Source organism: Pseudomonas sp. FP1154 (genome assembly GCF_030687245.1).
Classification (GTDB): domain Bacteria; phylum Pseudomonadota; class Gammaproteobacteria; order Pseudomonadales; family Pseudomonadaceae; genus Aquipseudomonas; species Aquipseudomonas rhizophila.
Map to the genome: position 1 here is coordinate 1439268 of NZ_CP117465.1, position 21144 is coordinate 1460411.

19 protein-coding genes are annotated in these 21144 nt (G+C 60.4%); 13 read left to right on the forward strand and 6 right to left on the reverse strand.

From position 1 onward, the window contains the following. Positions 1-224: 224 nt before the first annotated feature. The 3 genes from PSH91_RS06560 to PSH91_RS06570 all read right to left on the reverse strand — a co-directional run bounded on the left by PSH91_RS06560 (position 225) and on the right by PSH91_RS06570 (position 3955). Positions 225-2276 carry a bifunctional diguanylate cyclase/phosphodiesterase gene (locus tag PSH91_RS06560; protein ID WP_188252327.1) on the reverse strand — a complete coding sequence of 684 codons (2052 nt, stop codon included), beginning with the start codon at positions 2274-2276 and terminating at the stop codon, positions 225-227. A 304-nt stretch (positions 2277-2580) separates the two neighbouring features. Next, positions 2581-3177: a superoxide dismutase gene (locus PSH91_RS06565; protein ID WP_047228326.1), complete on the reverse strand. Its 597-nt coding sequence runs from the start codon at positions 3175-3177 to the stop codon at positions 2581-2583. Between the two features lie 175 nt (positions 3178-3352). Further along, positions 3353-3955 carry a LysE/ArgO family amino acid transporter gene (locus tag PSH91_RS06570; protein WP_047228325.1) on the reverse strand — a complete coding sequence of 201 codons (603 nt, stop codon included), beginning with the start codon at positions 3953-3955 and terminating at the stop codon, positions 3353-3355. Between the two features lie 96 nt (positions 3956-4051). Between PSH91_RS06570 and PSH91_RS06575 the strand changes: the two genes are divergently transcribed. The 3 genes from PSH91_RS06575 (at position 4052) to PSH91_RS06585 (ending at position 6987) form a co-directional block, all read left to right on the forward strand. After that, positions 4052-4945, forward strand: coding sequence for a LysR family transcriptional regulator ArgP (locus PSH91_RS06575; protein WP_047228324.1), 894 nt, complete (start codon positions 4052-4054; stop codon positions 4943-4945). Positions 4946-5001: 56 nt separating this feature from the next. Then, positions 5002-5994 carry an NAD(P)-dependent oxidoreductase gene (locus tag PSH91_RS06580; RefSeq protein WP_139050964.1) on the forward strand — a complete coding sequence of 331 codons (993 nt, stop codon included), beginning with the start codon at positions 5002-5004 and terminating at the stop codon, positions 5992-5994. A 108-nt stretch (positions 5995-6102) separates the two neighbouring features. Then, complete coding sequence (locus PSH91_RS06585; RefSeq protein ID WP_047228322.1) at positions 6103-6987, forward strand: ATPase; 885 nt, start codon at positions 6103-6105, stop codon at positions 6985-6987. Positions 6988-7218: 231 nt separating this feature from the next. Here PSH91_RS06585 and rapA read toward each other — a convergent pair whose 3' ends face one another. Beyond that, the gene (gene rapA / locus PSH91_RS06590; protein WP_047228321.1) at positions 7219-10065 is read right to left on the reverse strand and encodes an RNA polymerase-associated protein RapA; all 2847 of its coding nucleotides are present in this window, start codon (positions 10063-10065) and stop codon (positions 7219-7221) included. Between the two features lie 248 nt (positions 10066-10313). Between rapA and PSH91_RS06595 the strand changes: the two genes are divergently transcribed. From PSH91_RS06595 to ccoM, 3 genes are all read left to right on the forward strand, one after another. After that, positions 10314-10655: an aspartate-semialdehyde dehydrogenase gene (locus PSH91_RS06595; protein WP_305467642.1), complete on the forward strand. Its 342-nt coding sequence runs from the start codon at positions 10314-10316 to the stop codon at positions 10653-10655. Positions 10656-10749: 94 nt separating this feature from the next. After that, a complete protein-coding gene (locus PSH91_RS06600) occupies positions 10750-10911 on the forward strand; it encodes a hypothetical protein (RefSeq protein WP_171061412.1) in 162 nt (53 codons plus the stop codon). A 146-nt stretch (positions 10912-11057) separates the two neighbouring features. Continuing rightward, positions 11058-11174, forward strand: coding sequence for a cytochrome c oxidase subunit CcoM (gene ccoM / locus PSH91_RS06605; RefSeq protein ID WP_025212288.1), 117 nt, complete (start codon positions 11058-11060; stop codon positions 11172-11174). A 254-nt stretch (positions 11175-11428) separates the two neighbouring features. On the opposite strand, the gene PSH91_RS06610 is transcribed toward ccoM, so the two are convergent. Beyond that, a complete protein-coding gene (locus tag PSH91_RS06610; protein ID WP_047228319.1) occupies positions 11429-12904 on the reverse strand; it encodes an inorganic phosphate transporter in 1476 nt (491 codons plus the stop codon). A gap of 362 nt (positions 12905-13266) precedes the next feature. Beyond that, positions 13267-13467, reverse strand: a complete 201-nt coding sequence (locus tag PSH91_RS06615) for a hypothetical protein (protein ID WP_047228318.1) — start codon at positions 13465-13467, stop codon at positions 13267-13269. 562 nt (positions 13468-14029) lie between these two features. Between PSH91_RS06615 and pcaR the strand changes: the two genes are divergently transcribed. The 7 genes from pcaR to pcaG all read left to right on the forward strand — a co-directional run bounded on the left by pcaR (position 14030) and on the right by pcaG (position 20952). Continuing rightward, complete coding sequence (pcaR, locus tag PSH91_RS06620) at positions 14030-14872, forward strand: pca regulon transcriptional regulator PcaR (RefSeq protein ID WP_092397150.1); 843 nt, start codon at positions 14030-14032, stop codon at positions 14870-14872. A gap of 292 nt (positions 14873-15164) precedes the next feature. Then, positions 15165-16511, forward strand: coding sequence for an MFS transporter (locus PSH91_RS06625; RefSeq protein ID WP_047228316.1), 1347 nt, complete (start codon positions 15165-15167; stop codon positions 16509-16511). Between the two features lie 292 nt (positions 16512-16803). Further along, positions 16804-17661 (forward strand): CoA transferase subunit A, encoded by an 858-nt coding sequence (locus PSH91_RS06630; RefSeq protein WP_047228315.1) that lies wholly within the window; start codon positions 16804-16806, stop codon positions 17659-17661. Further along, the gene (locus PSH91_RS06635) at positions 17658-18440 is read left to right on the forward strand and encodes a CoA-transferase subunit beta (protein WP_305468509.1); all 783 of its coding nucleotides are present in this window, start codon (positions 17658-17660) and stop codon (positions 18438-18440) included. Before PSH91_RS06630 ends, PSH91_RS06635 begins: the two co-directional genes overlap by 4 nt. After that, positions 18437-19642, forward strand: coding sequence for a 3-oxoadipyl-CoA thiolase (gene pcaF / locus PSH91_RS06640; RefSeq protein ID WP_305467645.1), 1206 nt, complete (start codon positions 18437-18439; stop codon positions 19640-19642). The genes PSH91_RS06635 and pcaF overlap by 4 nt, the downstream gene beginning before the upstream one ends. A 37-nt stretch (positions 19643-19679) precedes the next feature. After that, positions 19680-20384 (forward strand): protocatechuate 3,4-dioxygenase subunit beta, encoded by a 705-nt coding sequence (pcaH, locus tag PSH91_RS06645; RefSeq protein ID WP_305467646.1) that lies wholly within the window; start codon positions 19680-19682, stop codon positions 20382-20384. A gap of 1 nt (position 20385) precedes the next feature. Beyond that, positions 20386-20952, forward strand: coding sequence for a protocatechuate 3,4-dioxygenase subunit alpha (pcaG, locus tag PSH91_RS06650; RefSeq protein ID WP_047228311.1), 567 nt, complete (start codon positions 20386-20388; stop codon positions 20950-20952). Positions 20953-21144: the final 192 nt, after the last annotated feature.

Sequence of the window (21144 nt, forward strand, 5' to 3'; positions counted from 1 at the left end):
GGTGCGCAAAGCTGCGACATAATGCGAAAGATTTGCATTATGTGTAAAGGGTTGTAGCTGTAAATATTTCTTATTTGTGATGCGGCGCGGGCAGCCTTCCGTAGGCGCCGCCGAGCGAAGCGAGGCGGCGATCTCTGCCCAGACGCTTGAGTCTCAAGCGAACAAACCAAAGAGCGCAGGCTTCGCCAACTCCGGCAGAGGCATGACTACCCGAGGAGAAAGAATCAGATGATGGAGACTTTGCTGCGCTGCGCCTGCTTGAGATAGATGCCCAACTCCCGTGCCGGCAGCGGTTTGCTGTAGTAATACCCCTGACCTTCATGGCAGCCCTCGGAGATGATGTAGGCTTCCTGCTCGACCGTCTCAACCCCCTCGGCGATTACCTGCATCCCCAGGCTCTTGCCCAACTGGATGATGGCCCGGACGATGGTCGCGTCATCCTCGTCATCGAGCAGGTCCTGGACGAAGCTCTTGTCGATCTTGATCTTGTCCAGCGGCAGGCTCTTGAGATAACTCAGGGACGAATAACCGGTCCCGAAGTCATCAATGGCAATCAGCGCGCCGGAGCGGCGCAGGCTGAGCAAGTGCTGGGCGGCTGTCGTGATGTCTTCCATCAGGCCGGTTTCCGTGACCTCCAGCTCCAGGCTGCGCGGCGGCAGGCGGTACATCTGCAGCAAGTTGTTCACCACCCGCGGTAGTTCGGCATGGTGCAATTGTACGGTGGACAGGTTGACCGCCATGCGCAGGTCAACGAAGCCCTGGTCATGCCATTCGCGCAACTGTTTGCAAGCCTGATCCAGGACCCATTCACCGATGGCGATAATGGTGCCGTTCTGTTCGGCCAAGGGAATGAACAGGTCCGGCGGCACGAGGCCGTGTTCGGGGTGATGCCAGCGAATCAGCGCCTCGGTACCGACCACTCGCAGGTCGCGATAGCTGACCTGCGGCTGGTACACCAGGCTGAACTGCTCGAGGAGCAGAGCCTCGCGCAGGTCTTTTTCCAGCTCGCGACGGCGGCGCATTTCACTGTCGACGCTGGCGATGTAGAACTGGTAGCGATTGCGCGAGCGGGCCTTGGCCAGGGTCATGGTCTGCTCGGCTTTCTGCAACAACTTCTCGGTGCTGTCCCCGTCCTCGGGAAAGAGGGTGATGCCAATGGTCGCCCGTAGGCGGATTTGCTGATCATCGAGGATGAACGGCGCCTCCAGGTCATCGAGGATGCTCTGGGCCAACTCGGCGGCTTCGTAAGGTTGTTCGATATCGGCCTGGACCAGGGCGAACTGGTCGCCCCCCAGTCGCGCCAGCGCGCCAAGGCGTCCGCTGTGGGCTCGCAGCCTATCTGCCAGGGCCAGCAGCAACTGGTCACCGGTTTGATAGCTGAACTGTTCGTTGATGCCCTTGAAGTCATCCAGCCCCACACACAGTACGGCCACCCGGCGTTGCAAGCGCCCGGCATCCACCAGGATCTTGTCCAATTGCTGTTGAAGCTGCTGACGATTGGGCAGGCCGGTGAGGAAGTCATACTGGGCCATGCGCAGCAGGCTGTTTTCCGCCTCGTGGCGCAGGTGTGTATTGCGCTCGATGGAGGCGAGCAATTGGTTGGCGGTGTTGATCCAGAGCCCCAACTCATTTTGTTCGTGGCCGCGTAGCTGCGGGATCTTGTGTTCACTCGGCCGGTCGGGGTTGATTTCGGTCAGGTGTTCGATGATCCGCGACAGCGGTTTGGTCAGCAGCCAGTGATAGACCAGGTACAACACCAGGCCCATCGCCAGGGCTCGCAACATGCCCGATATAAAAATGATCACAGAGTTGACGATGAAACTCTGGCCGTAGGTGGCGGTGTCGAGAGTAATGCTCAGGTCACCGTAATATTCACTGTAAGGCCCGCGACCCACCAGTTGCGTGGTGAATGTGCGTTCCTTGCCAAGGATCAGGTCGGTCAGCCAGCGACTTCCAGAGTGCTGCAAAGGCCGGGTTTTTTCGGCGAGCATGGTCTCGTGAGGGTGACCGATAGAAGCCATGCGCACCGCTTGGTCCTGAAACAGCCCCTCGATCACTTGCATGCCCATCTCCCGGTCAAGGCTATAGACGGCCTGGGTCGAAGGGTCGCGGAACATATCAAGAATTCGTTGGGCATCGCTGGCGACGGCATGGTCGGTTTTGTAGGCATCGAAAACGATCTGGGCGCAGCTCAATACCACGCCGACGATCAATGCCGAAAGGAGCACGACCCGGAGCAACTTCACAGACAAGCTGTTCTTGAGTTCCAGCTTCAAAGAGGGGGTTCCTTGTTCCGTGCGAGTAGCGTCAAGTTGCCATGAGTATTGGCAATCCTGTGATGTCAGTCAAAGGGACAATCAAACACAAGGGTCTTCGCCTGAAACCTGGCCGTTATACGGTGTTTCCAGAGTTATTGCTCTACGACCATTGTGTCGGATGGAAGGGCCCGCAACTTGAGGCCTGGGTTTGATTTTTGTTGGATTTCAGACACGAGGTAGGGGGCCGGACAAGATTCCGGGGCTTTGTGCCAGCTAAAAAAAACCCGGCAAAGCGCCGGGTTCTTTTGTCTGGCATTACGGATCAAGCGGTGAAGGTCTTGCCTTCGAACTGCTCGGCCACAAACTTCCAGTTGACCAGGTTCCAGAACGCTTCGACGTACTTCGGACGAAGGTTGCGGTAGTCGATGTAGTAGGCGTGTTCCCAAACGTCGCAGGTCAGCAGCGGGGTGTCGCCGCTGGTCAGCGGGTTGCCGGCGCCGATGGTGCTGGCCAGGGCCAGGGAACCGTCAGCCTTTTTCACCAGCCAGCCCCAACCGGAACCGAAGGTGCCGACGGAAGTCTTGGTGAATTCTTCCTTGAACTTGTCGAACGAGCCGAACGCACTGTTGATGGCGTCGGCCAGCGCGCCGGTAGGTTGACCACCGGCGTTTGGCGCCAGGCAGTTCCAGTAGAAGGTGTGGTTCCAGACCTGAGCGGCGTTGTTGAAGATACCGCCCGAGGAAGTCTTGACGATTTCTTCCAGGGTCTTGCCTTCGAACTCGGTGCCAGGTACCAGGTTGTTCAGGTTCACGACGTAGGTGTTGTGGTGCTTGTCGTGGTGGAATTCCAGAGTCTCTTTGGAGATGTGCGGCTGCAGTGCATCGTGTGGATAAGGCAGCGGCGGCAATTCGAAAGCCATGGTGATTCTCCTAATCAGGTCAGTTGCGGTGAGCGCAAGGCCGATCACGGGCGGCCAGACTAGCGCCGGGGAGTTTGTACTCATTGCGGCGCAGGAGTCGGATCATAGCACCGGGGGAACGGCATAACCACGCAACAACTGTGTGGGATAGAGGTTCCAGAGCGGTTTGGAATAATCAGCCAGAGACGATCAACTGTATGGCCACGCTGAACATCATCGTTGCCACCAGCACATCCAGTATCCGCCAGGTACTCGGCCGGGCCAGCCACGGTGCCAGCCATGCCGCACCGATTGCCAGTGTGAAGAACCACAGCAACGAGGCACTGGCCGCTCCCACGACATAGGCGCCAGGCACGCTTTGCTGGGCCCCGAGGGAACCGATCAGCAACACGGTGTCGAGATAGACGTGGGGGTTGAGCAGGGTCACCGCCAACGCACTGAGCAGCACCGCCCGTAACGAGCGCACGACCTGTTTTTCATCTTGTTGCAGGCTTTGTTTCGAACAGGCCCGACGCAACGCCAGGCTGCCATACCAGAGCAGGAACCCGGCGCCGCCCCAGCGGGCTATTGAAAGCAGCAACGGGCTTTGGGCCAGCAGTGTCGCCAGGCCGAACACCCCGGCGGCCACCAGCAACGCATCGCAAGTTACACACAGGGCGGCGACCGGCAAGTGATGTTCGCGGCGCAGGCTTTGCGCCAGCACGAAGGCGTTCTGAGCGCCGATGGCCATGATCAGCCCGAGGGCCACCAGTAGTCCGTTCATGTAGCTTTGCCACATAAATTACTCCCCGAGTAGGTATGAATGCGGTGTCATTCTCTGGTGCAAAGCGGTATAAGAAAAACCAATATTGCTGATTGCTCATTAGGGAAACTGATGTTCGATTACAAATTGCTTTCCGCTCTGGCGGCGGTTGTCGAACAGGCCGGATTCGAGCGTGCCGCCCAAGTGCTGGGTTTGTCGCAGTCGGCGATTTCCCAGCGGATCAAACTGCTGGAGGCGCGGGTCGGCCAGCCGGTGCTGGTGCGCGTCACGCCGCCGGCACCGACCGAAATCGGTCGCCGCTTGCTCAACCATGTGCAGCAGGTGCGGCTGTTGGAGCGCGACCTGCAAAGCCTGGTGCCAGCGCTGGATGAGGAGGGGCTGCCTGAGCGCCTGCGGATCGCCTTGAATGCCGACAGCCTGGCCACTTGGTGGGCGGTGGCCGTTGGAGATTTCTGCGCCGAACATCATCTGTTGCTCGACTTGGTGGTGGAAGACCAGACCGTCGGCCTCAAACGCATGCGTGCTGGTGAGGTGGCGGCGTGCGTCTGCGCCAGTGAACGTCCGGTGGCTGGTGCCCGTAGTGTGTTGTTGGGGGCCATGCGCTACCGGGCGTTGGCCAGCCCGGCGTTCATCGCCAGGCATTTCCCCGATGGGGTGCGCGCCGATCAACTGGCGCGCACGCCGGCGCTGGTGTTCGGCCCGGATGATTTCCTGCAGCATCGCTACCTTGCTTCCCTGGGGGTCGAAGGCGGTTTCGAACATCATCTCTGCCCGTCGTCCGAAGGTTTCATTCGGCTCGCCGAAGCGGGGCTTGGCTGGGGACTGGTGCCTGAGTTGCAAATGCGTGAGCAACTGGAGCGGGGCGAGTTGGTGGAATTGCTGGCAGATAAACCGATTGATGTGCCGTTGTACTGGCATCATTGGCGCAATGGTGGGCAGTTACTGGGTTTGTTGACTGAACGATTGATCAAGGCGGCAAGCAGCAAGCTCCAAGCGGTAAGTTGAAAGCGATTGGCTTGAAGCTTGTAGCTTGAAGCTCGAATCTGATTTTAGGAGTCTTCATGAAAATTCTGGTTACCGGCGCAAGTGGCTTCATTGGCGGGCGCTTTGCGCGTTTCGCTCTGGAGCAGGGCCTGGATGTACGGGTCAACGGTCGCCGGGCCGAGAGCGTTGAGCACCTGGTGCGTCGCGGGGCGCAGTTCATTCAGGGGGATCTGAGTGACCCGTTGCTGGCTCGCGACCTGTGCCTTGATGTTGACAGCGTCGTGCATTGCGCCGGTTCCGTGGGGCTTTGGGGCCGCTATCAGGATTTTCACCAGGGCAACGTCCAGGTCACGGAAAATATTGTCGAGGCCTGCCTCAAGCAGAAGGTCCGGCGTCTGGTTCATCTGTCATCACCGTCTATTTACTTCGACGGCCGGGACCATCTGGACCTGACCGAAGAACAGGTGCCCAAACGCTTCAAACATCCCTACGCCGCCACCAAATACCTGGCTGAACAGAAAGTCTTCGGGGCCCAGGAGTTCGGTCTCGAAGTACTGGCTCTGCGCCCGCGCTTTGTCACCGGCGCCGGCGACATGAGCATTTTCCCCCGGCTGTTGAAAATGCAACGCAAGGGCCGCTTGGCCATTGTCGGCAACGGGTTGAACAAGGTGGATTTCACCAGCGTGCAGAATCTCAACGAAGCGCTGCTCAGCAGTCTTTTGGCCGGCGAATCGGCCCTTGGCAAGGCTTACAACATCAGCAACGGCACGCCGGTGCCGTTGTGGGATGTGGTCAATTATGTGATGCGACAGATGGAAGTCCCACAGGTCCGGCGTTATCGTTCCTACCGGCTGGCCTACAGCGTCGCCGCCCTGAATGAAGGTTTTTGCACGTTATGGCCGGGCCGTCCCGAACCGACGTTGTCGCGCCTGGGCATGCAGGTCATGAACAAGAATTTCACCCTGGACATCAGCCGGGCCCGGCATTATCTGGATTACGATCCACAGGTCAGCCTGTGGACCGCTCTTGATGAGTTCTGCGCCTGGTGGAAAGCCCAGGATGCCCGCTGATCGCCCCGTCATGAACCGAGTGCCAGGTTCGGGGTCAATCGGTGCGGCGGGCGAGGGGGTTATACTCGCTGCATCAAGCCAACACCGGTTTCCCAAAGGTTGAACCCAATGCCCATGCGTAACGATTCCAACGACGACTTCGATGATATACCGAGCTTGCGGATGCGGGCCGACATTCCCGATGACGATGACTTTCTGCCTGAGCGCGAACGCCCGCCCCACGTGCAAGCGCGCCCGGCACCCGTTGCGGCGGCCAAGGTCAAGGGGGCCAGTACCGGGCCACTGTGGGCACTGGTCGGTGCGCTGTTGTGTGCGCTTGCCTTCCTGGCGTGGTGGAGCTTCCAGCAGATTTCCTTGATGGAACAGCAGCTGGTGGCCACCCAGGAAAGTTTCGCCCGTATCAGTGAAGACGCGGCGGGGCGCTTGCAGGACATTTCCGGCAAGGTGGTAGCCGGTCAGTCCAATGTCATGAGCGACAGTGAAGCCTTGAAGTTGCAGATCAAACAGCTGGAAGGCAAGCTCCAGGAGCAGGGCAAGCAATTCGAAAGCAAGCTGCAGGAGCAGTACAAACAACAGATGGTCGCGTTCGGTCCGTCCGCCGACCTGGACAAGGAGCTGGCCCAGATCATTGCCCAGACCACTGAGCAGCAGAACGCCAGCACTCAGTTGCAAGCTTCCAACAAGGAACTCCAGGACCAGGTCAAGGCGCTGGCGGCTGAAGTTTCCGCCCTGAAAAACCAGGGCGAGGATGGTGCTCTCGATGCCCGGCTCAAGAGCATCGGTGCCGACATCACCGCCCTGAAACGCGCCACTTCCAATTCTGCCATCGAGCGTCTGGAGCAGGACGTGATCGTGCTCAAGAGCCAACAGGACAACGGGGGCAGCAACACCGCCGAGTTCGACGCCTTCCGCGGCCAGGTCACCCGCAATATCAACACGCTGCAAGCGCAGATCCGCAACCTGCAGCAGCAACTTGGCAGCCGAGCTCAGTGACGAGGCTGTAGTCGCGAGCGGTGGGTCAGTCAGTTTGCATCAATGGCTGATGTGCCACCGCCATCGCGAGCAGGCTCGCTCCCACATCGTGAGTCGTGCGCTTGCAAAGTGTTCAGCCGCTGCAAACCGGTGGGCTTGCCGATCCTTGCGCTGATCGGCAAGTGGGACCAGACAAATGCACAAAAAAAGGCCCGCATCGCTGCGGGCCTTTTGTTGAGTAACGGCGGCAATTCAGCCCGCCACCAACACCCGTATGGCCTCCAGGCGCAGCGCCGCCTTCTCAAGCATCGCCAGACCTTGCTCACGCTGTTGGCGCAGAGCCACCAGTTCGCTGTCGCGTACCGTCGGGTTGACCGCTTGCAGGGCGGTCAGGCGCGCCAGTTCTTCGTCGGTATCGGCTGCCAGGCGACGCTGGGCTTCGGCCACGCGTTCGGCGTGACGCGGGGCGATCTTCTCTTCACCGGCGTTGATCCGTGGCGAGAGCTGGTCACGCTGGGCCTGGATGAACTTGTTGGCGCTGGCCCGAGGCACGCTTTCCAACTGATCGTTCAAAGTCTCGAACGAGACTCGGGCGGCGAGGTCGTTGCCGTTGGCGTCCAGCAGGCAGCGCAGGGCGGCCGGCGGCAAGTAACGGCCCAGTTGCAGTGAGCGCGGGGCAACCACCTCACTGACATAGAGCAGTTCCAGCAACACGGTGCCGGGCTTGAGGGCCTTGTTCTTGATCAGCGCTACGGCGGTATTGCCCATGGAGCCGGACAGCACCAGGTCCATGCCGCCTTGCACCATCGGGTGCTCCCAGGTAATGAACTGCATGTCTTCGCGAGACAGCGCCTGGTTGCGGTCGTAGGTGATGGTCACGCCTTCGTCGTCGCCCAGCGGGAAGCTGGCGTCGAGCATTTTTTCGCTCGGCTTGAGGATCAGCGCGTTGTCCGAATGGTCCTCGCTGTCGATGCCGAACGCATCGAACAGGGTTTCCATGTAGATCGGCAGGGCGAACTGGTCGTCTTGTTCGAGAATGGCCTCTACCAAGGCATCGCCTTCACCCGCGCCGCCAGAGTTGAGCTCCAGCAGACGGTCGCGACCGGTGTGCAGCTCGGCCTCCAAGCGTTCGCGTTCGGTGCGGGCTTCGTCGATCAAGGCTTGCCACTGGCCGTCATCGGCTTCTTCCAGCAATGGCAGCAGGCGCGGGCCGAACTGATGCTGCAAGGCGTTGCCGGTCGGACAGGTATTGAGGAACGCGTTCAGGGCCTCGTGATACCACTGGAACAGCCGCGCTTGCGGGCTGGTTTCCAGGTACGGCGCATGCAGCTCGATGGTGTGCTTCTGGCCGATCCGGTCCAGACGGCCAATACGCTGTTCCAGCAGGTCCGGGTGCGAGGGCAGGTCGAACAGCACCAAATGGTGGGCGAACTGGAAGTTGCGGCCTTCGCTGCCGATTTCCGAGCAGATCAGCACCTGGGCGCCGAACTCTTCGTCGGCGAAATAAGCCGCCGCACGGTCGCGCTCCAGGATGTTCATGCCTTCATGGAACACCGTGGCCGGGATGCCGGAACGTACGCGCAGGGCATCTTCCAGGTCCATGGCGGTTTCGGCGTGGGCGCAGATCACCAGCACTTTGGTGCGCTTGAGCATCTTCAGGGTGTCGATCAGCCACTCGACCCGTGGGTCGAAACGCCACCAGCGCTGTTCTTCGTTGGCGTCCGGCTGAGCCTGGAAGCTGACTTCCGGGTACAGCTCGGCGTGATCACCCAACGGCAGCTCGAGGTATTCGTCCGGGCACGGCAGCGGGTAGGCGTGCAGTTTGCGCTCCGGGAAACCCTGTACGGCGGCGCGCGTATTGCGAAACAGCACGCGGCCGGTGCCGTGGCGGTCCAGCAGTTCGCGGACCAGGCGGGCGCTGGCTTCTACATCGCCATCATTGACGGCGGTCAGCAGCGCTTCGCCCTCGTTACCCAGGAAGCCGTGAATGGTCTTGTGCGCCTCGGGTGAGAGACGGCCCTTGTCCAGCAGCTCCTGCACGGCCTCGGCCACCGGGCGATAATTCTCGCTCTCGGCGCGGAAGGCCTTGAGGTCATGGAAGCGGTTCGGGTCCAGCAGGCGCAGGCGGGCGAAGTGGCTGTCCTGGCCCAGCTGTTCCGGGGTCGCGGTCAGCAGCAGTACGCCGGGAATCGTTTCGGCAAGCTGTTCGACCAGAGCGTAATGCGGGCTGACCTGATCTTCGTGCCAGACCAGGTGATGGGCTTCGTCGACCACCATCAGGTCCCAGCCGGCGGCAAACAGCGCGTCCTGGGCCTTCTCATCGTCCACCAGCCACTCCAGCGCCACCAGGGCCAGTTGGGTGTCTTCGAACGGGTTGCTGGCATCGCTTTCGATGAAGCGTTCTTCGTCGAACAAGGCGACCTGCAGGTTGAAACGCCGGCGCATTTCCACCAGCCACTGATGCTGAAGGTTTTCCGGTACCAGGATCAGCACGCGGCTGGCGCGGCCGGAGAGCAGTTGGCGGTGGATGATCAGGCCGGCTTCGATGGTCTTGCCCAGGCCCACTTCGTCTGCCAGCAATACCCGTGGCGCGATGCGGTCGGCCACTTCACGGGCGATGTGCAATTGGTGGGCGATGGGCTGGGCACGTACGCCACCCAGGCCCCAGAGCGGCGACTGCAACTGGCGGCTGGTGTGTTCCAGGGTGTGGTAGCGCAGGGAAAACCATGCCAGCGGGTCAATCTGGCCGGCGAACAGACGGTCACTGGCCAGGCGGAACTGGATAAAGTTCGACAGCTGGGTTTCCGGCAGAGTGACAACCTCGTTCTGCCCATTGAGGCCGTGGTAGACCAGCAGCCCATCGACATCGTCGACTTCGCGCACGGTCATTTTCCAGCCTTCGAAGTGAGTGATCACATCGCCCGGCGAAAACCGCACGCGGGTGAGGGGCGCATTCCGTAGCGCGTACTGGCGAGTGTCGCCAGTGGCCGGATAGAGCACGGTCAACAAGCGGCCGTCCTGTGCCAGAACGGTGCCTAAACCCAGCTCGGCTTCGCTGTCACTGATCCAGCGTTGCCCCGGTTGATACTGCTGCGCCATGCTGCCTGACTCCCGCCTTGAAAAAGCCGGTTATCTTAACGGAATGATCCCTCAGACCAAAGGATTTACGTAGACATCGGGTCGCCATGGGCATTGATTACTTACCGGCGGTGCGGAACTTAAGTGTGCTGGGTGATCAAACAAGCTCGGCCCGGCCTATTGTGATAATGCCAACCGGGTCACAAGTTTCAGACCAGCGGTTCAAGCTGTCCTTCGCTCAGCCGACAACCTGAAGACAGGAGACCTTTATGTTGCCACCCATGCTCCCTTTGAGCGCCGTACCCATCACCGCTCAACAGGATCCGGTCCGCCAGCGGCCGGACATACCGCCCGTGGTCCCGGTGCAGCAAAGCTCCAACGAAAGCACCATCGACCTGAAAAATCGCGACCCTGAGGAGGCTGCTCTGTTGCTGCGCGAGGAGCAACAGCGCCAGCAGGAACGCAACAAGCGCCGCCGCGAAGCCGACGAAGATCCCGAAGCGCACCTGGCCGTACGGGGCACTGAACTGAACGCCGATAACACCGTGCCTGTGGTGCCGTTGGTGGAAGGGGAAGAGCGTCAGGGCTTGTGGGTCGATATCCAGGTCTGATCCAGGCTTTTGTCGACGCATGCAGGCTGGTCAACCCGCTCGACAGCCTTCATCATGAGAGCATCCGCAGTTCACCGTACGATGCCGACACGCCATGAGCCAAGACGACAAACTGATCGACCTCAGTGCTGAGCGCGCCAAGCGCGTTCACGACCTCAACGAAAAACGCCTTAACGAAGTCCGCCAGGCTTTTGAGCAAGCCATGCCATTGGGCAAAGCCCAGAAAAAACCGAAGAAAAAACCCAAAAAGCGCTGACTCCCCCCTCTATCCATTGATACAGATCAGTTATTTCCCTTCCTTTTCGCCGCGTCGCGAGCGTTATTGACCCCGGTCAATTTTCATCCAGGCCTGATTGGTTAACTTGCACCCATCGCAACAGGGGCAAGACCAGGAGGCCAGTCATGTTTTTCGATAATGTGGTGTTTGCCGGAGTGTTGACCGTCGGCCTCATGTTCGTGTTTTTCGCCGGCTTCGGATTATTCATCTGGAAAGATGCACACAAGCGCAAAAAGCCGTAGGTCTTTCCAGCTACAACGAGCACGCAAGGCATTTTGGGCGACTTCGGTCGCCCTTTTTTTTGAGCAGATTTCCCCTGTTCCACACAAGCCCATTGTGGGAGCGAGCTTGCTCGCGATAGCGGTATGTCTGTAGATACATGTGTTGACTGACCCGGCGCCATCGCGAGCAAGCTCGCTCCCACAGTAGTCAGGTGTCCGGGCATAAAAAAAGGTGCGAACCGTAAGGGTCGCACCTTTTTTGCAAGCCGCTGATATCAGCTGCCGATGGCCTTGGACGCCAGCCAGAACAGCGCGGCCGAGAGGGCCACTGTCGCCGGCAGGGTCAGTACCCAGGCCAGCAGGATGGTCCGTACCGTGCCACCTTGCAGACCGCTCTTGTTGGCGACCATGGTGCCCGCCACGCCGGACGACAGTACGTGGGTGGTGGAAACCGGCAGGCTGAAGATGTTCGCCGCACCGATCATGCACGCCGTGGTGATTTGCGCCGACATACCTTGAGCGTAGGTCATGCCTTGCTTGCCGATCTTCTCACCGATGGTCAGCACCACACGCTTCCAGCCGACCATGGTGCCCAGGCCCAGGGCCAGGGCGACTGCCAGAATCACCCAGAACGGGGCGTATTCGGTGGTGGCGGTCAGGTCCTTGCGCAGCTTGTTCAGGTCGTCTTTTTCCCGAGCTGCCAGGCCTGGCAGCTTGCCAACCTTCTTCGCCGTGTCATCCAGGCAGAGCAGGTAGCGGCGAACCTCGATGCGGCTTTCCGACGGCAGCGATTGGTAATCCGCCACGCCTTTGAGGGTGTCGAGCAGCGCCGCAATGGTGGGCTCGGTCTGCTGCGGGTTGCAGCGGAATTTCTCTGGCAGATCGCCCTTCACGCTTTTGCCCAGCGCCAGATATTCACCCAGCGATTCGCTGTTGCGCTGGTAGAACTGGCTCAGGTGCAACGTCGCGTCGCGGGTACGCTCGATCTGGTAGGTGGTGCTGTTCAGGTCAAGCACGAACTGCGCCGGTACGATACCGATCAGCACCAGCATGATCAGGCCGATACCTTTCTGGCCATCGTTGGAGCCGTGGACGAAGCTGACGGCCATGGCTGAAATGACCAGCACCAGGCGATTCCAGAACGGGGGGTGTTTCTTGTCATCGATCTTGCGGCGCTGTTCCGGCGTCTTGTGCATCTTCGACAGCGGACGCCACCACTTCAGACTGATCAATACCAGTGCGGCAATCAGGAAGCCCGCCATGGGCGAGAACACCAGGGAGGCACCGATATCGATTGCCTTTTGCCAGTTCACTCCGTCGGCCAACGGGATATCGTTGATCAGCGCGTTGGCCAGGCCCACGCCGAGGATCGAACCAATCAGCGTGTGGGAGCTGGAGGCTGGGATACCGAAATACCAGGTGCCCAGGTTCCAGGTGATGGCCGCTGCGAGCAGCGAAAACACCATGGCCAGCCCGTGTCCGGTGTTCACATTGATCAGCAGCTCTACCGGCAGCAGGTGAACGATGGCATACGCCACGCCCACACCGCCCAGCAGCACGCCGAGGAAGTTGAACACACCGGAAAAGAACACCGCCAGATGAGGCGGCATGGCTTTGGTGTAGATAACAGTGGCCACCGCGTTTGCGGTGTCATGAAAGCCGTTGATGAACTCGAAGGCGAGGACAAAGGCCAGGGCGAGCAAGAGGCTCACAAGCACCCAAGCATCCAGTCCGCTAAATAAATCGATCATGAAGGTTTTCTGACCCGGTCGTAAGGGGGCGCGATTATGCCAGAAAACCTCGGTAATCGATGCATTGCCTGCTCATCGGTAACATTCTTCAACGAAATAATTTGCAGGCACCCTTTCGAACCCTGGCTTTTAGCGGGTTGCGCAAGCCATTGATTCGGGAACGGAAAACGCGCCAGGCAAGGGGCCGCTCGTCGTTGCAAGAGCCTTAAGCGGTTGTGCGAAAAATCCGAAAAGAAGGTAAGCCAAGGCCATTCCTCGACCGTTGTCGGGGAAATGGCGGCCCGCTCATGGCGGGCGTCCGGTACGGGGCCGGCCAGGGTGTCGGCCGGATACCGCTTCACAAGAACATCAAGCGCTGAGCATTACCGCTCTTCCGCTTTGAGTTCCTGTTCCATTTTCTGAAGTTCCTGGGTAAAGGCCTGGTCCTGAACGGTGGCGCGTTTACGCCAGGGTTTGCGTTCCGGTTCAGGTTGCGCGGCGTAGGTGGTGATTTCCCCGCCGTAAACTTCCTTGTAACGTTGTTCCTGGCGCTCAAGTTCCGCGCGCAGTTCGTCTTTCGTCACAGTATTACCTAATGGATTGAATTGGATCTGGTGATACGCACTGCATGTAGACATGCAGACGGCCACGGCACCAGAGCTGACAGCTGACGTAGCATCAGGAGTTTCGTATACCGCCGATACGGGGAAGCGCCATCCGGGTGCTTCGGGCACCGGCTGCCGGCACCACGCAGGATAGAAACCTGCAATGCCTGCGGACGGGAGCGGTCGATTGCCGCACCGTCACTGTGGTGCATTATAGCGGGCTGCCCGAAGAACACTATCGGGAAAAGTTAAAAGAATCTGTTGTTGTGTGAATCAATATTTGTATGTGCAACTTGTGGCAATTAGGTTTCAGGCAATGCCAGACAATGTCGCTATCCACTCTGCTGGCGCGAACTACGTTCAATACTCGTGTCGTCTTACTTATTTATCAACCCTTCACACAGAAGCAAGAGGGGGGTAGGGTGCCTTGATTGCGATTATCGGTTGATGGTTCGATAATCGAACGGTGCTGACAGCCAGCCCTTGTCTGCTCAGCGGGCAGCCGCTTGTAATAGCCGCCATTCCCCGGGAAGGACCAGATATGAACGACCAATTGCGCAACGCCTTTGCTTCTGTAGCGCCACCCATCGTTGCTTCGCCGGCCAAGCGCATCCAGGCCCTGACCGGTGACCCGGACTTCATGACGTCCCTGGCCCGAGGGTTGGCCGTGGTCCAGGCGTTCCAGGAGCGCAAGCGGCACTTGACCATCGCTCAGATCAGCCACCGCACGGAAATTCCCCGCGCCGCCGTCAGACGTTGCCTGCATACCTTGATCAAACTCGGCTACGCCACCACCGACGGACGAACCTATTCGCTGCTGCCCAAAGTATTGACCCTGGGCCATGCCTATCTGTCATCGACGCCTCTGGCCGTGTCCGCGCAGCCGTATCTGGATCGCATGAGCGAACAGCTGCATGAGGCCTGTAATATGGCGACGCTTGAAGGCGACGACATTCTTTATATCGCCCGTTCGGCCACCACCCAGCGGCTGATATCCGTGGACCTGTCCGTCGGTGGACGTCTGCCGGCCTATTGCACCTCGATGGGCAGGATTCTTCTGGCGGCACTGGACGACGCTTCCCTGCGTGATTACCTCGACCATGCCGACCTGCAGGCCAAGACCAGCCGGACCCTGCACACTCCCCAGGCTTTGCTGGAGTGTTTGCAAGAGGTGCGGCAGCAGGGATGGTGCATCGTCGATCAGGAACTGGAGCAGGGGCTGCGCTCGATTGCCGTGCCAGTCTACGACGCCTCCGGCCAGGTGGTGGCGGCGCTGAATGTCAGTACCCATGCCGGGCGGGTCAGCCGCAATGAACTGGAACAGCGCTTCCTGCCGGGGCTGTTGGGAGCCAGCCGCGACTTGAGCGCGCAACTGTTCACTTAAGCTGTTCGATAAACGCACAGAGTCGCCTCTGACGAATTGACGGTATTTGCCTCGGATCATTAATGTCGCGGCAGCGTCATCCGACGTGATCGAGCCTGGCTCGACCGATGGATGGCGGCCCAATAATAATGAGAGGCACACCTGCCATGTATACCTTGCTCGGCCTTCACCTTGACGATCGACCGACCTGTCTGTCCCGGATCGCCCGCTAACCAACACCTTTTTTGCAGCCTTGCGGTTTATTTGCCGGGCCTCTGTTCGCCTGCGTTTTCTTGCGTGGAATAAAAACAAGATGAACCAACCCCAGACCTCCGTAGGCAATTGCCTCGACGTGCAGTCCTTCATCAACGCTCAACCCATCTCGCGCTATCAATGGCGGGTAGTGATTCTGTGCTTTCTGATTGTTTTTCTCGACGGCCTCGACACTGCGGCCATGGGCTTCATCGCTCCGGCGCTCTCTCAGGACTGGGGCATTGATCGGGCCAGCCTGGGTCCGGTCATGAGTGCGGCGCTGATCGGCATGGTCTTCGGGGCTCTCGGCTCCGGTCCGTTGGCAGACCGTTTCGGCCGAAAAGTTGTGCTGGTAGGCGCGGTCGTGCTGTTCGGCGCGTTCAGCCTGGCATCGGCTTACAGCACCAACATCGATCAATTGCTGGTGCTGCGCTTTCTGACCGGCCTGGGGTTGGGCGCCGGTATGCCGAACGCCACTACCTTGCTGTCGGAATACACCCCGGAGCGTAAAAAGTCGTTGCTGGTGACCAGCATGTTCTGCGGCTTCAACCTGGGCATGGCCGGCGGCGGGTTTATCTCGGCCAAGTTGATACCGGCGTTCGGTTGGCACAGTCTGCTGCTGATCGGCGGGATCCTGCCGTTGATCCTGGCGGTGGTGCTGGTGTTCTGGTTGCCGGAGTCGGCACGTTATCTGGTGGTGCGCAATCGCGGCACGGACAAGGTGCGCAAGACCCTGGCCCCGATCGATCCGCACACCGTCGCCCAGGCGGCGAGTTTCAGTGTGCCGGAACAAAAAATCGTTAAAGCCCGCAACGTGCTGGCGGTGATTTTCTCCGGCACCTACAGCGCCGGGACGCTCTTGTTGTGGCTGACCTATTTCATGGGGCTGGTAATTGTTTACCTGCTGACCAGTTGGTTGCCGACGCTGATGCGCGACAGCGGCGCGAGCATGGAGCAGGCGGCGTTTATCGGGGCGTTGTTTCAGTTCGGCGGCGTATTGAGCGCGGTTGGGGTGGGTTGGGCGATGGATCGGTTCAATCCGCACAAAGTCATCGGCATTTTCTACTTGATGGCCGGGATATTCGCCTACGCGGTAGGGCAGAGTCTGGGCAACATTACCTTGCTTGCCACGTTGGTGCTGGTGGCCGGCATGTGCGTCAACGGCGCGCAATCGGCGATGCCGTCGCTGGCGGCGCGGTTCTATCCGACCCAAGGCCGGGCCACCGGTGTCTCGTGGATGCTGGGTATCGGCCGGTTCGGCGCGATCCTCGGCGCCTGGATGGGCGCGACATTGTTGGGCCTGGGCTGGAACTTCGAACAGGTCCTGACCGCCCTGGTCATTCCAGCGGCCCTGGCGACTGCGGCGGTGGTGATCAAGGGTATGGTCAGTCATGCGGATGCGACGTGAGCCAATGATCTGAACCTTGCGACAGACCGGTGGGAGCGAGCCTGCTCGCGATAGCGGTGGGTCAACTTGCATAAGTGTTGACTGACCCACCTCAATCGCGAGCAGGCTCGCTCCCACAGGATCAGGGTGTCTGGGAAATCGATAGCCAAACAACAATCTGTTCGATAAACGAACACTCAGTCGATTATCGGATTGTTTGGCTGTCACCCCGAGCTTAATCTTCAGTCACTCCGGCGCTTAACCTCGCGCCTTTTTCTTCATCTTGGTCTACTGAAAAACGGGAGCCTGCCCCATGGCTGAAATCCTTTCGCTGCACGACGCAGTGAAGCAATTCGTCAATGACGGCGATACCGTCGCGCTCGAAGGCTTCACTCACCTGATTCCGACGGCGGCGGGTCATGAAATCATTCGCCAGGGCAAGAAAGACCTGACCCTGGTGCGGATGACGCCCGACCTGATCTACGACCAGTTGATCGGCGCCGGTTGTGCTCGCAAGCTGATTTTCTCCTGGGGCGGCAATCCTGGGGTGGGCTCCCTGCACCGGCTGCGCGATGCCGTGGAAAAACAATGGCCGCAGCCGCTGGAGATCGAAGAGCACAGCCACGCCGACCTGGCCAATGCCTACGTCGCCGGGGCCTCGGGCCTGCCATTCGCGGTGCTGCGGGCCTACGCCGGCTCCGACCTGCCAAAGGTCAATCCGTTGATCAAAACCGTGACCTGCCCCTTCACCGGGGAAGTGCTGGCCGCCGTGCCATCCGTGCGCCCGGACATTACAGTGATCCACGCTCAAAAAGCCGACCGCAAGGGCAACGTCCTGTTGTGGGGCATTCTCGGCGTGCAGAAAGAAGCCGCCCTGGCCGCCAAGCGCTGCATCGTCACCGTGGAAGAAATCGTCGATGACCTCAACGCACCGATGAACGCCTGCGTGCTGCCGACCTGGGCGCTGAGCGCGGTGTGCCATGTACCGGGCGGCGCTCATCCTTCCTACGCGCACGGCTACACCGAACGTGACAACCGTTTCTACCAGGCGTGGGATCCGATCGCCCGGGACCGTGAGACCTTTACCGCATGGATCAATGAATACATCCACGCAACGAAAGATTTCAGTGAATTCCAGGCCCGACTGGCTGCCACTTCGCAGGTGAAATAATGACGTACTCCACCAATGAAATGATGACCGTCGCCGCAGCCCGTCGATTGCAGAACAACGCTGTGTGCTTCGTGGGCATCGGCCTGCCATCGAAGGCAGCCAACCTGGCGCGGCTGACCTCGTCGCCGGATGTCGTTCTGATCTACGAGTCCGGTCCGATCGGGGCCAAACCCAGCGTATTGCCACTGTCTATCGGTGATGGTGAGCTGGCTGAAACCGCGGACACTGTCGTACCCACCGGTGAGATTTTTCGCTACTGGTTGCAGGGCGGACGCATCGACGTCGGCTTTCTCGGTGCAGCTCAGGTCGACCGGTTCGGCAACATCAACACCACGGTGGTGGGCGACTACCATCAACCGAAAGTCCGCTTGCCGGGCGCCGGTGGTGCACCGGAAATCGCCGGTTCGGCCAAGAGCGTGCTGATCATCCTCAAGCAGTCGGCGCGCTCGTTTGTCGACAAGCTGGATTTCATCACCTCGGTCGGTCACGGCGAGGGCGGGGATTCGCGTAAACGCCTGGGCCTGCCGGGCGCAGGTCCGGTCGGTATCATCACCGACTTGTGCATCATGGAGCCGGAAGCCGGCAGCCATGAGTTCGTGGTCACTGCGCTGCACCCCGGCGTGACCCGCGAGCAAGTCGTTGCCGCCACCGGTTGGGCGATTCGTTTTGCCGGCCAGGTGCAAACCACCGCCGAGCCGACCGAAACAGAGCTGCGCGCACTGCGCGACCTGGAAGCTCGCACTGCCGCGGCCCACGGCCAGGCACCGGGAGAAGCGTGATGCGCGACGTTTATATCTGTGATGCGATTCGAACCCCCATCGGTCGCTTCGGGGGCGGTTTGGCCGCGGTGCGCGCTGATGACCTGGCCGCGGTGCCGATCAAGGCGCTGATGGAACTCAACCCATCGGTGGACTGGACTGCCGTGGACGAAGTGTTTCTCGGTTGCGCCAACCAGGCCGGGGAAGACAACCGCAACGTGGCGCGCATGGCGCTGCTGCTGGCTGGCCTGCCGCAGAGCATTCCCGGCGTAACCCTCAACCGCCTCTGCGCCTCGGGCATGGACGCCGTCGGCACGGCGTTCCGCGCCATCGCCAGCGGCGAAATGGAATTGGCCATCGCCGGCGGCGTGGAGTCGATGTCCCGCGCACCGTTCGTGATGGGCAAGGCCGATGCCGCGTTCTCCCGCAACATGAAACTGGAAGACACCACCATCGGCTGGCGCTTCATCAACCCGTTGATGAAAACCCAGTACGGTGTGGACGCGATGCCCCAGACCGCCGATAACGTGGCCGATGATTACGCAGTGTCCCGCGCTGACCAGGATGCTTTCGCCCTGCGCAGTCAGCAGCGCACGGCGGCAGCCCAGGCCGCAGGGTATTTCGCCGAGGAAATCGTCCCGGTGCGCGTAGCCCACAAGAAAGGCGAAACCGTGGTCGAGCAGGACGAGCATCCTCGCGCCGACACCACGCTGGAGACCTTGAGCAAACTCAAACCGGTCAACGGTCCAGACAAAACCGTCACGGCCGGCAACGCCTCGGGCGTGAATGATGGCGCGGCGGCTATGATCCTGGCTTCGGCCGAAGCGGTGAAAAAACACGGGCTGACGCCTCGGGGTAAAGTGTTGGGCATGGCCAGTGCCGGCGTGGCCCCACGGGTGATGGGCATCGGCCCGGTGCCCGCGGTGCGCAAACTCACTGAGCGCCTGGGCCTGGCGGTCGCAGACTTTGATGTGATCGAACTCAACGAAGCCTTCGCCAGCCAGGGCCTGGCGGTGCTGCGCGATCTGGGGCTGGCGGACGACGCGCCGCAGGTGAACCCCAATGGCGGCGCCATCGCCCTCGGCCATCCGCTGGGTATGAGCGGAGCACGGCTGGTGCTGACGGCGCTGCATCATCTGGAAAAGACCGGTGGCAAGAAAGGCCTGGCGACCATGTGTGTCGGCGTCGGCCAGGGTCTGGCGTTGGCAATCGAACGCGTCTGACACGTCGTTCCACTAATAAGAAACCGAGGAATGCTTCATGACTGACAAGCCTGGTTATCGTCGCCCCCAAGCGGGCACCCAACCGGAGTACCTGCACCCGCCGTACCAGTCCACCAACCTGCGCTCGCCTTCAAAGCCGTTGGTGTACCTGCCCCATTCGCTGTCGGAAATTACCGGTCCGACCGTAGGTGCCGATCGCCTGCAGGAGAAGGACAACGACCTGACTGCCCAGCATGCCGGCGAGCCACTGGGGGAGCGAATCATCATTCACGGGCGCGTGCTGGATGAGCATGGCCAACCCGTCCCTGGCATCCTGGTGGAGATCTGGCAGGCCAACGCCGCCGGTCGTTACAACCATGACCGCGACCTGCACGACGCACCGCTGGACCCGAACTTCACCGGCACCGGTCGCACCGTCACCGACGCCGGTGGCTGGTACCAGTTCCAGACCATCAAGCCCGGCGCCTACCCGTGGGGCAACCATCACAATGCCTGGCGCCCGGCGCACATCCATTTCTCACTGTTCGGCCCGAGCATCCTGACGCGCCTGGTGACGCAGATGTATTTCCCCGGCGACCCACTCCTGGCCTACGATCCGATCTACAACTGCGTGCCGGACACCAGCGCCAAGGAACGTCTGATCGCCCGTTTCGACCTGGAAAAAACCATTCCTCACTACGCCCTCGGTTATCGCTGGGACATCGTATTGCGCGGCCGCGATGCCACGCCGATGGAGAAATAAGATGACGCTCACTGCCACCACCTCCCACACCGTTGGTCCTTACTACCACATCGGCCTGACCTGGCTGAACCGCGAAGACCTGACCGTCGCCCAAACCCTCGGCCAGCGCGTGGCGATCACCGGGCAGGTGATCGACGGCAACGGCGAATTCGTCAATGACGCGATGCTGGAAGTCTGGCAGGCCAACGCCGCCGGCAAATACGCACACCCGGAAGACGACCAGGACAAGCCCCTGGACCCGAATTTCGAAGGCTTTGGCCGGGTGCCGGTGGATGCCGAAGGGCGTTTTCGTTTCACCACCATCAAGCCGGGCTCCGTGCCGGGCCTTGGCGGCACGACCCAGGCGCCGCATCTTGTCGTGCTGGTGTTCGCCCGCGGTCTGGTCAAGCATTTGCTGACGCGAATCTACTTCGATGGCGAGCAGGCCAACGAAACCGACCCGCTGCTGGCCTGCGTGCCCGAGGAACGTCGCGCCACTATCGTGAGCAAGCCCGATGCTTCGGGCGTGTATCAGTGGAACGTGGTTTTGCAGGGGACGGATGCCGAGACGGTGTTCTTCGACTACTGATTGAAACCCGTGTGGCGAAGGCTCTTGGCCCAGCCCCGCAACAACGGTGGGGCGTGGGTCGTACAAAATACTGATGACCCTGTTCCACCCGAAGGCGTAGGGTTGGCCTGCGGGGGTGATGAATAGGATGTGCGACAACCCACGTATTTACGTCGCAGCTTTTGACCCAACCGCGTCAGGCCGGCAGACCTG

Bases quoted from the DNA above. Each gene is read 5' to 3' on its own strand.
- PSH91_RS06580 (WP_139050964.1), top strand. From the start codon at position 5,002: ATGAAAATTCTGGTTACCGGCGCAAGTGGCTTCATTGGCGGGCGCTTT.
- PSH91_RS06600 (WP_171061412.1), top strand. From the start codon at position 10,750: ATGAGCCAAGACGACAAACTGATCGACCTCAGTGCTGAGCGCGCCAAG.
- PSH91_RS06625 (WP_047228316.1), top strand. From the start codon at position 15,165: ATGAACCAACCCCAGACCTCCGTAGGCAATTGCCTCGACGTGCAGTCC.
- pcaG (WP_047228311.1), top strand. From the start codon at position 20,386: ATGACGCTCACTGCCACCACCTCCCACACCGTTGGTCCTTACTACCAC.
- PSH91_RS06595 (WP_305467642.1), top strand. From the start codon at position 10,314: ATGTTGCCACCCATGCTCCCTTTGAGCGCCGTACCCATCACCGCTCAA.
- ccoM (WP_025212288.1), top strand. From the start codon at position 11,058: ATGTTTTTCGATAATGTGGTGTTTGCCGGAGTGTTGACCGTCGGCCTC.
- PSH91_RS06630 (WP_047228315.1), top strand. From the start codon at position 16,804: ATGGCTGAAATCCTTTCGCTGCACGACGCAGTGAAGCAATTCGTCAAT.
- PSH91_RS06565 (WP_047228326.1), bottom strand. From the start codon at position 3,177: ATGGCTTTCGAATTGCCGCCGCTGCCTTATCCACACGATGCACTGCAG.
- pcaH (WP_305467646.1), top strand. From the start codon at position 19,680: ATGACTGACAAGCCTGGTTATCGTCGCCCCCAAGCGGGCACCCAACCG.
- PSH91_RS06575 (WP_047228324.1), top strand. From the start codon at position 4,052: ATGTTCGATTACAAATTGCTTTCCGCTCTGGCGGCGGTTGTCGAACAG.
- PSH91_RS06585 (WP_047228322.1), top strand. From the start codon at position 6,103: ATGCCCATGCGTAACGATTCCAACGACGACTTCGATGATATACCGAGC.
- rapA (WP_047228321.1), bottom strand. From the start codon at position 10,065: ATGGCGCAGCAGTATCAACCGGGGCAACGCTGGATCAGTGACAGCGAA.
- PSH91_RS06570 (WP_047228325.1), bottom strand. From the start codon at position 3,955: ATGTGGCAAAGCTACATGAACGGACTACTGGTGGCCCTCGGGCTGATC.
- pcaR (WP_092397150.1), top strand. From the start codon at position 14,030: ATGAACGACCAATTGCGCAACGCCTTTGCTTCTGTAGCGCCACCCATC.
- PSH91_RS06610 (WP_047228319.1), bottom strand. From the start codon at position 12,904: ATGATCGATTTATTTAGCGGACTGGATGCTTGGGTGCTTGTGAGCCTC.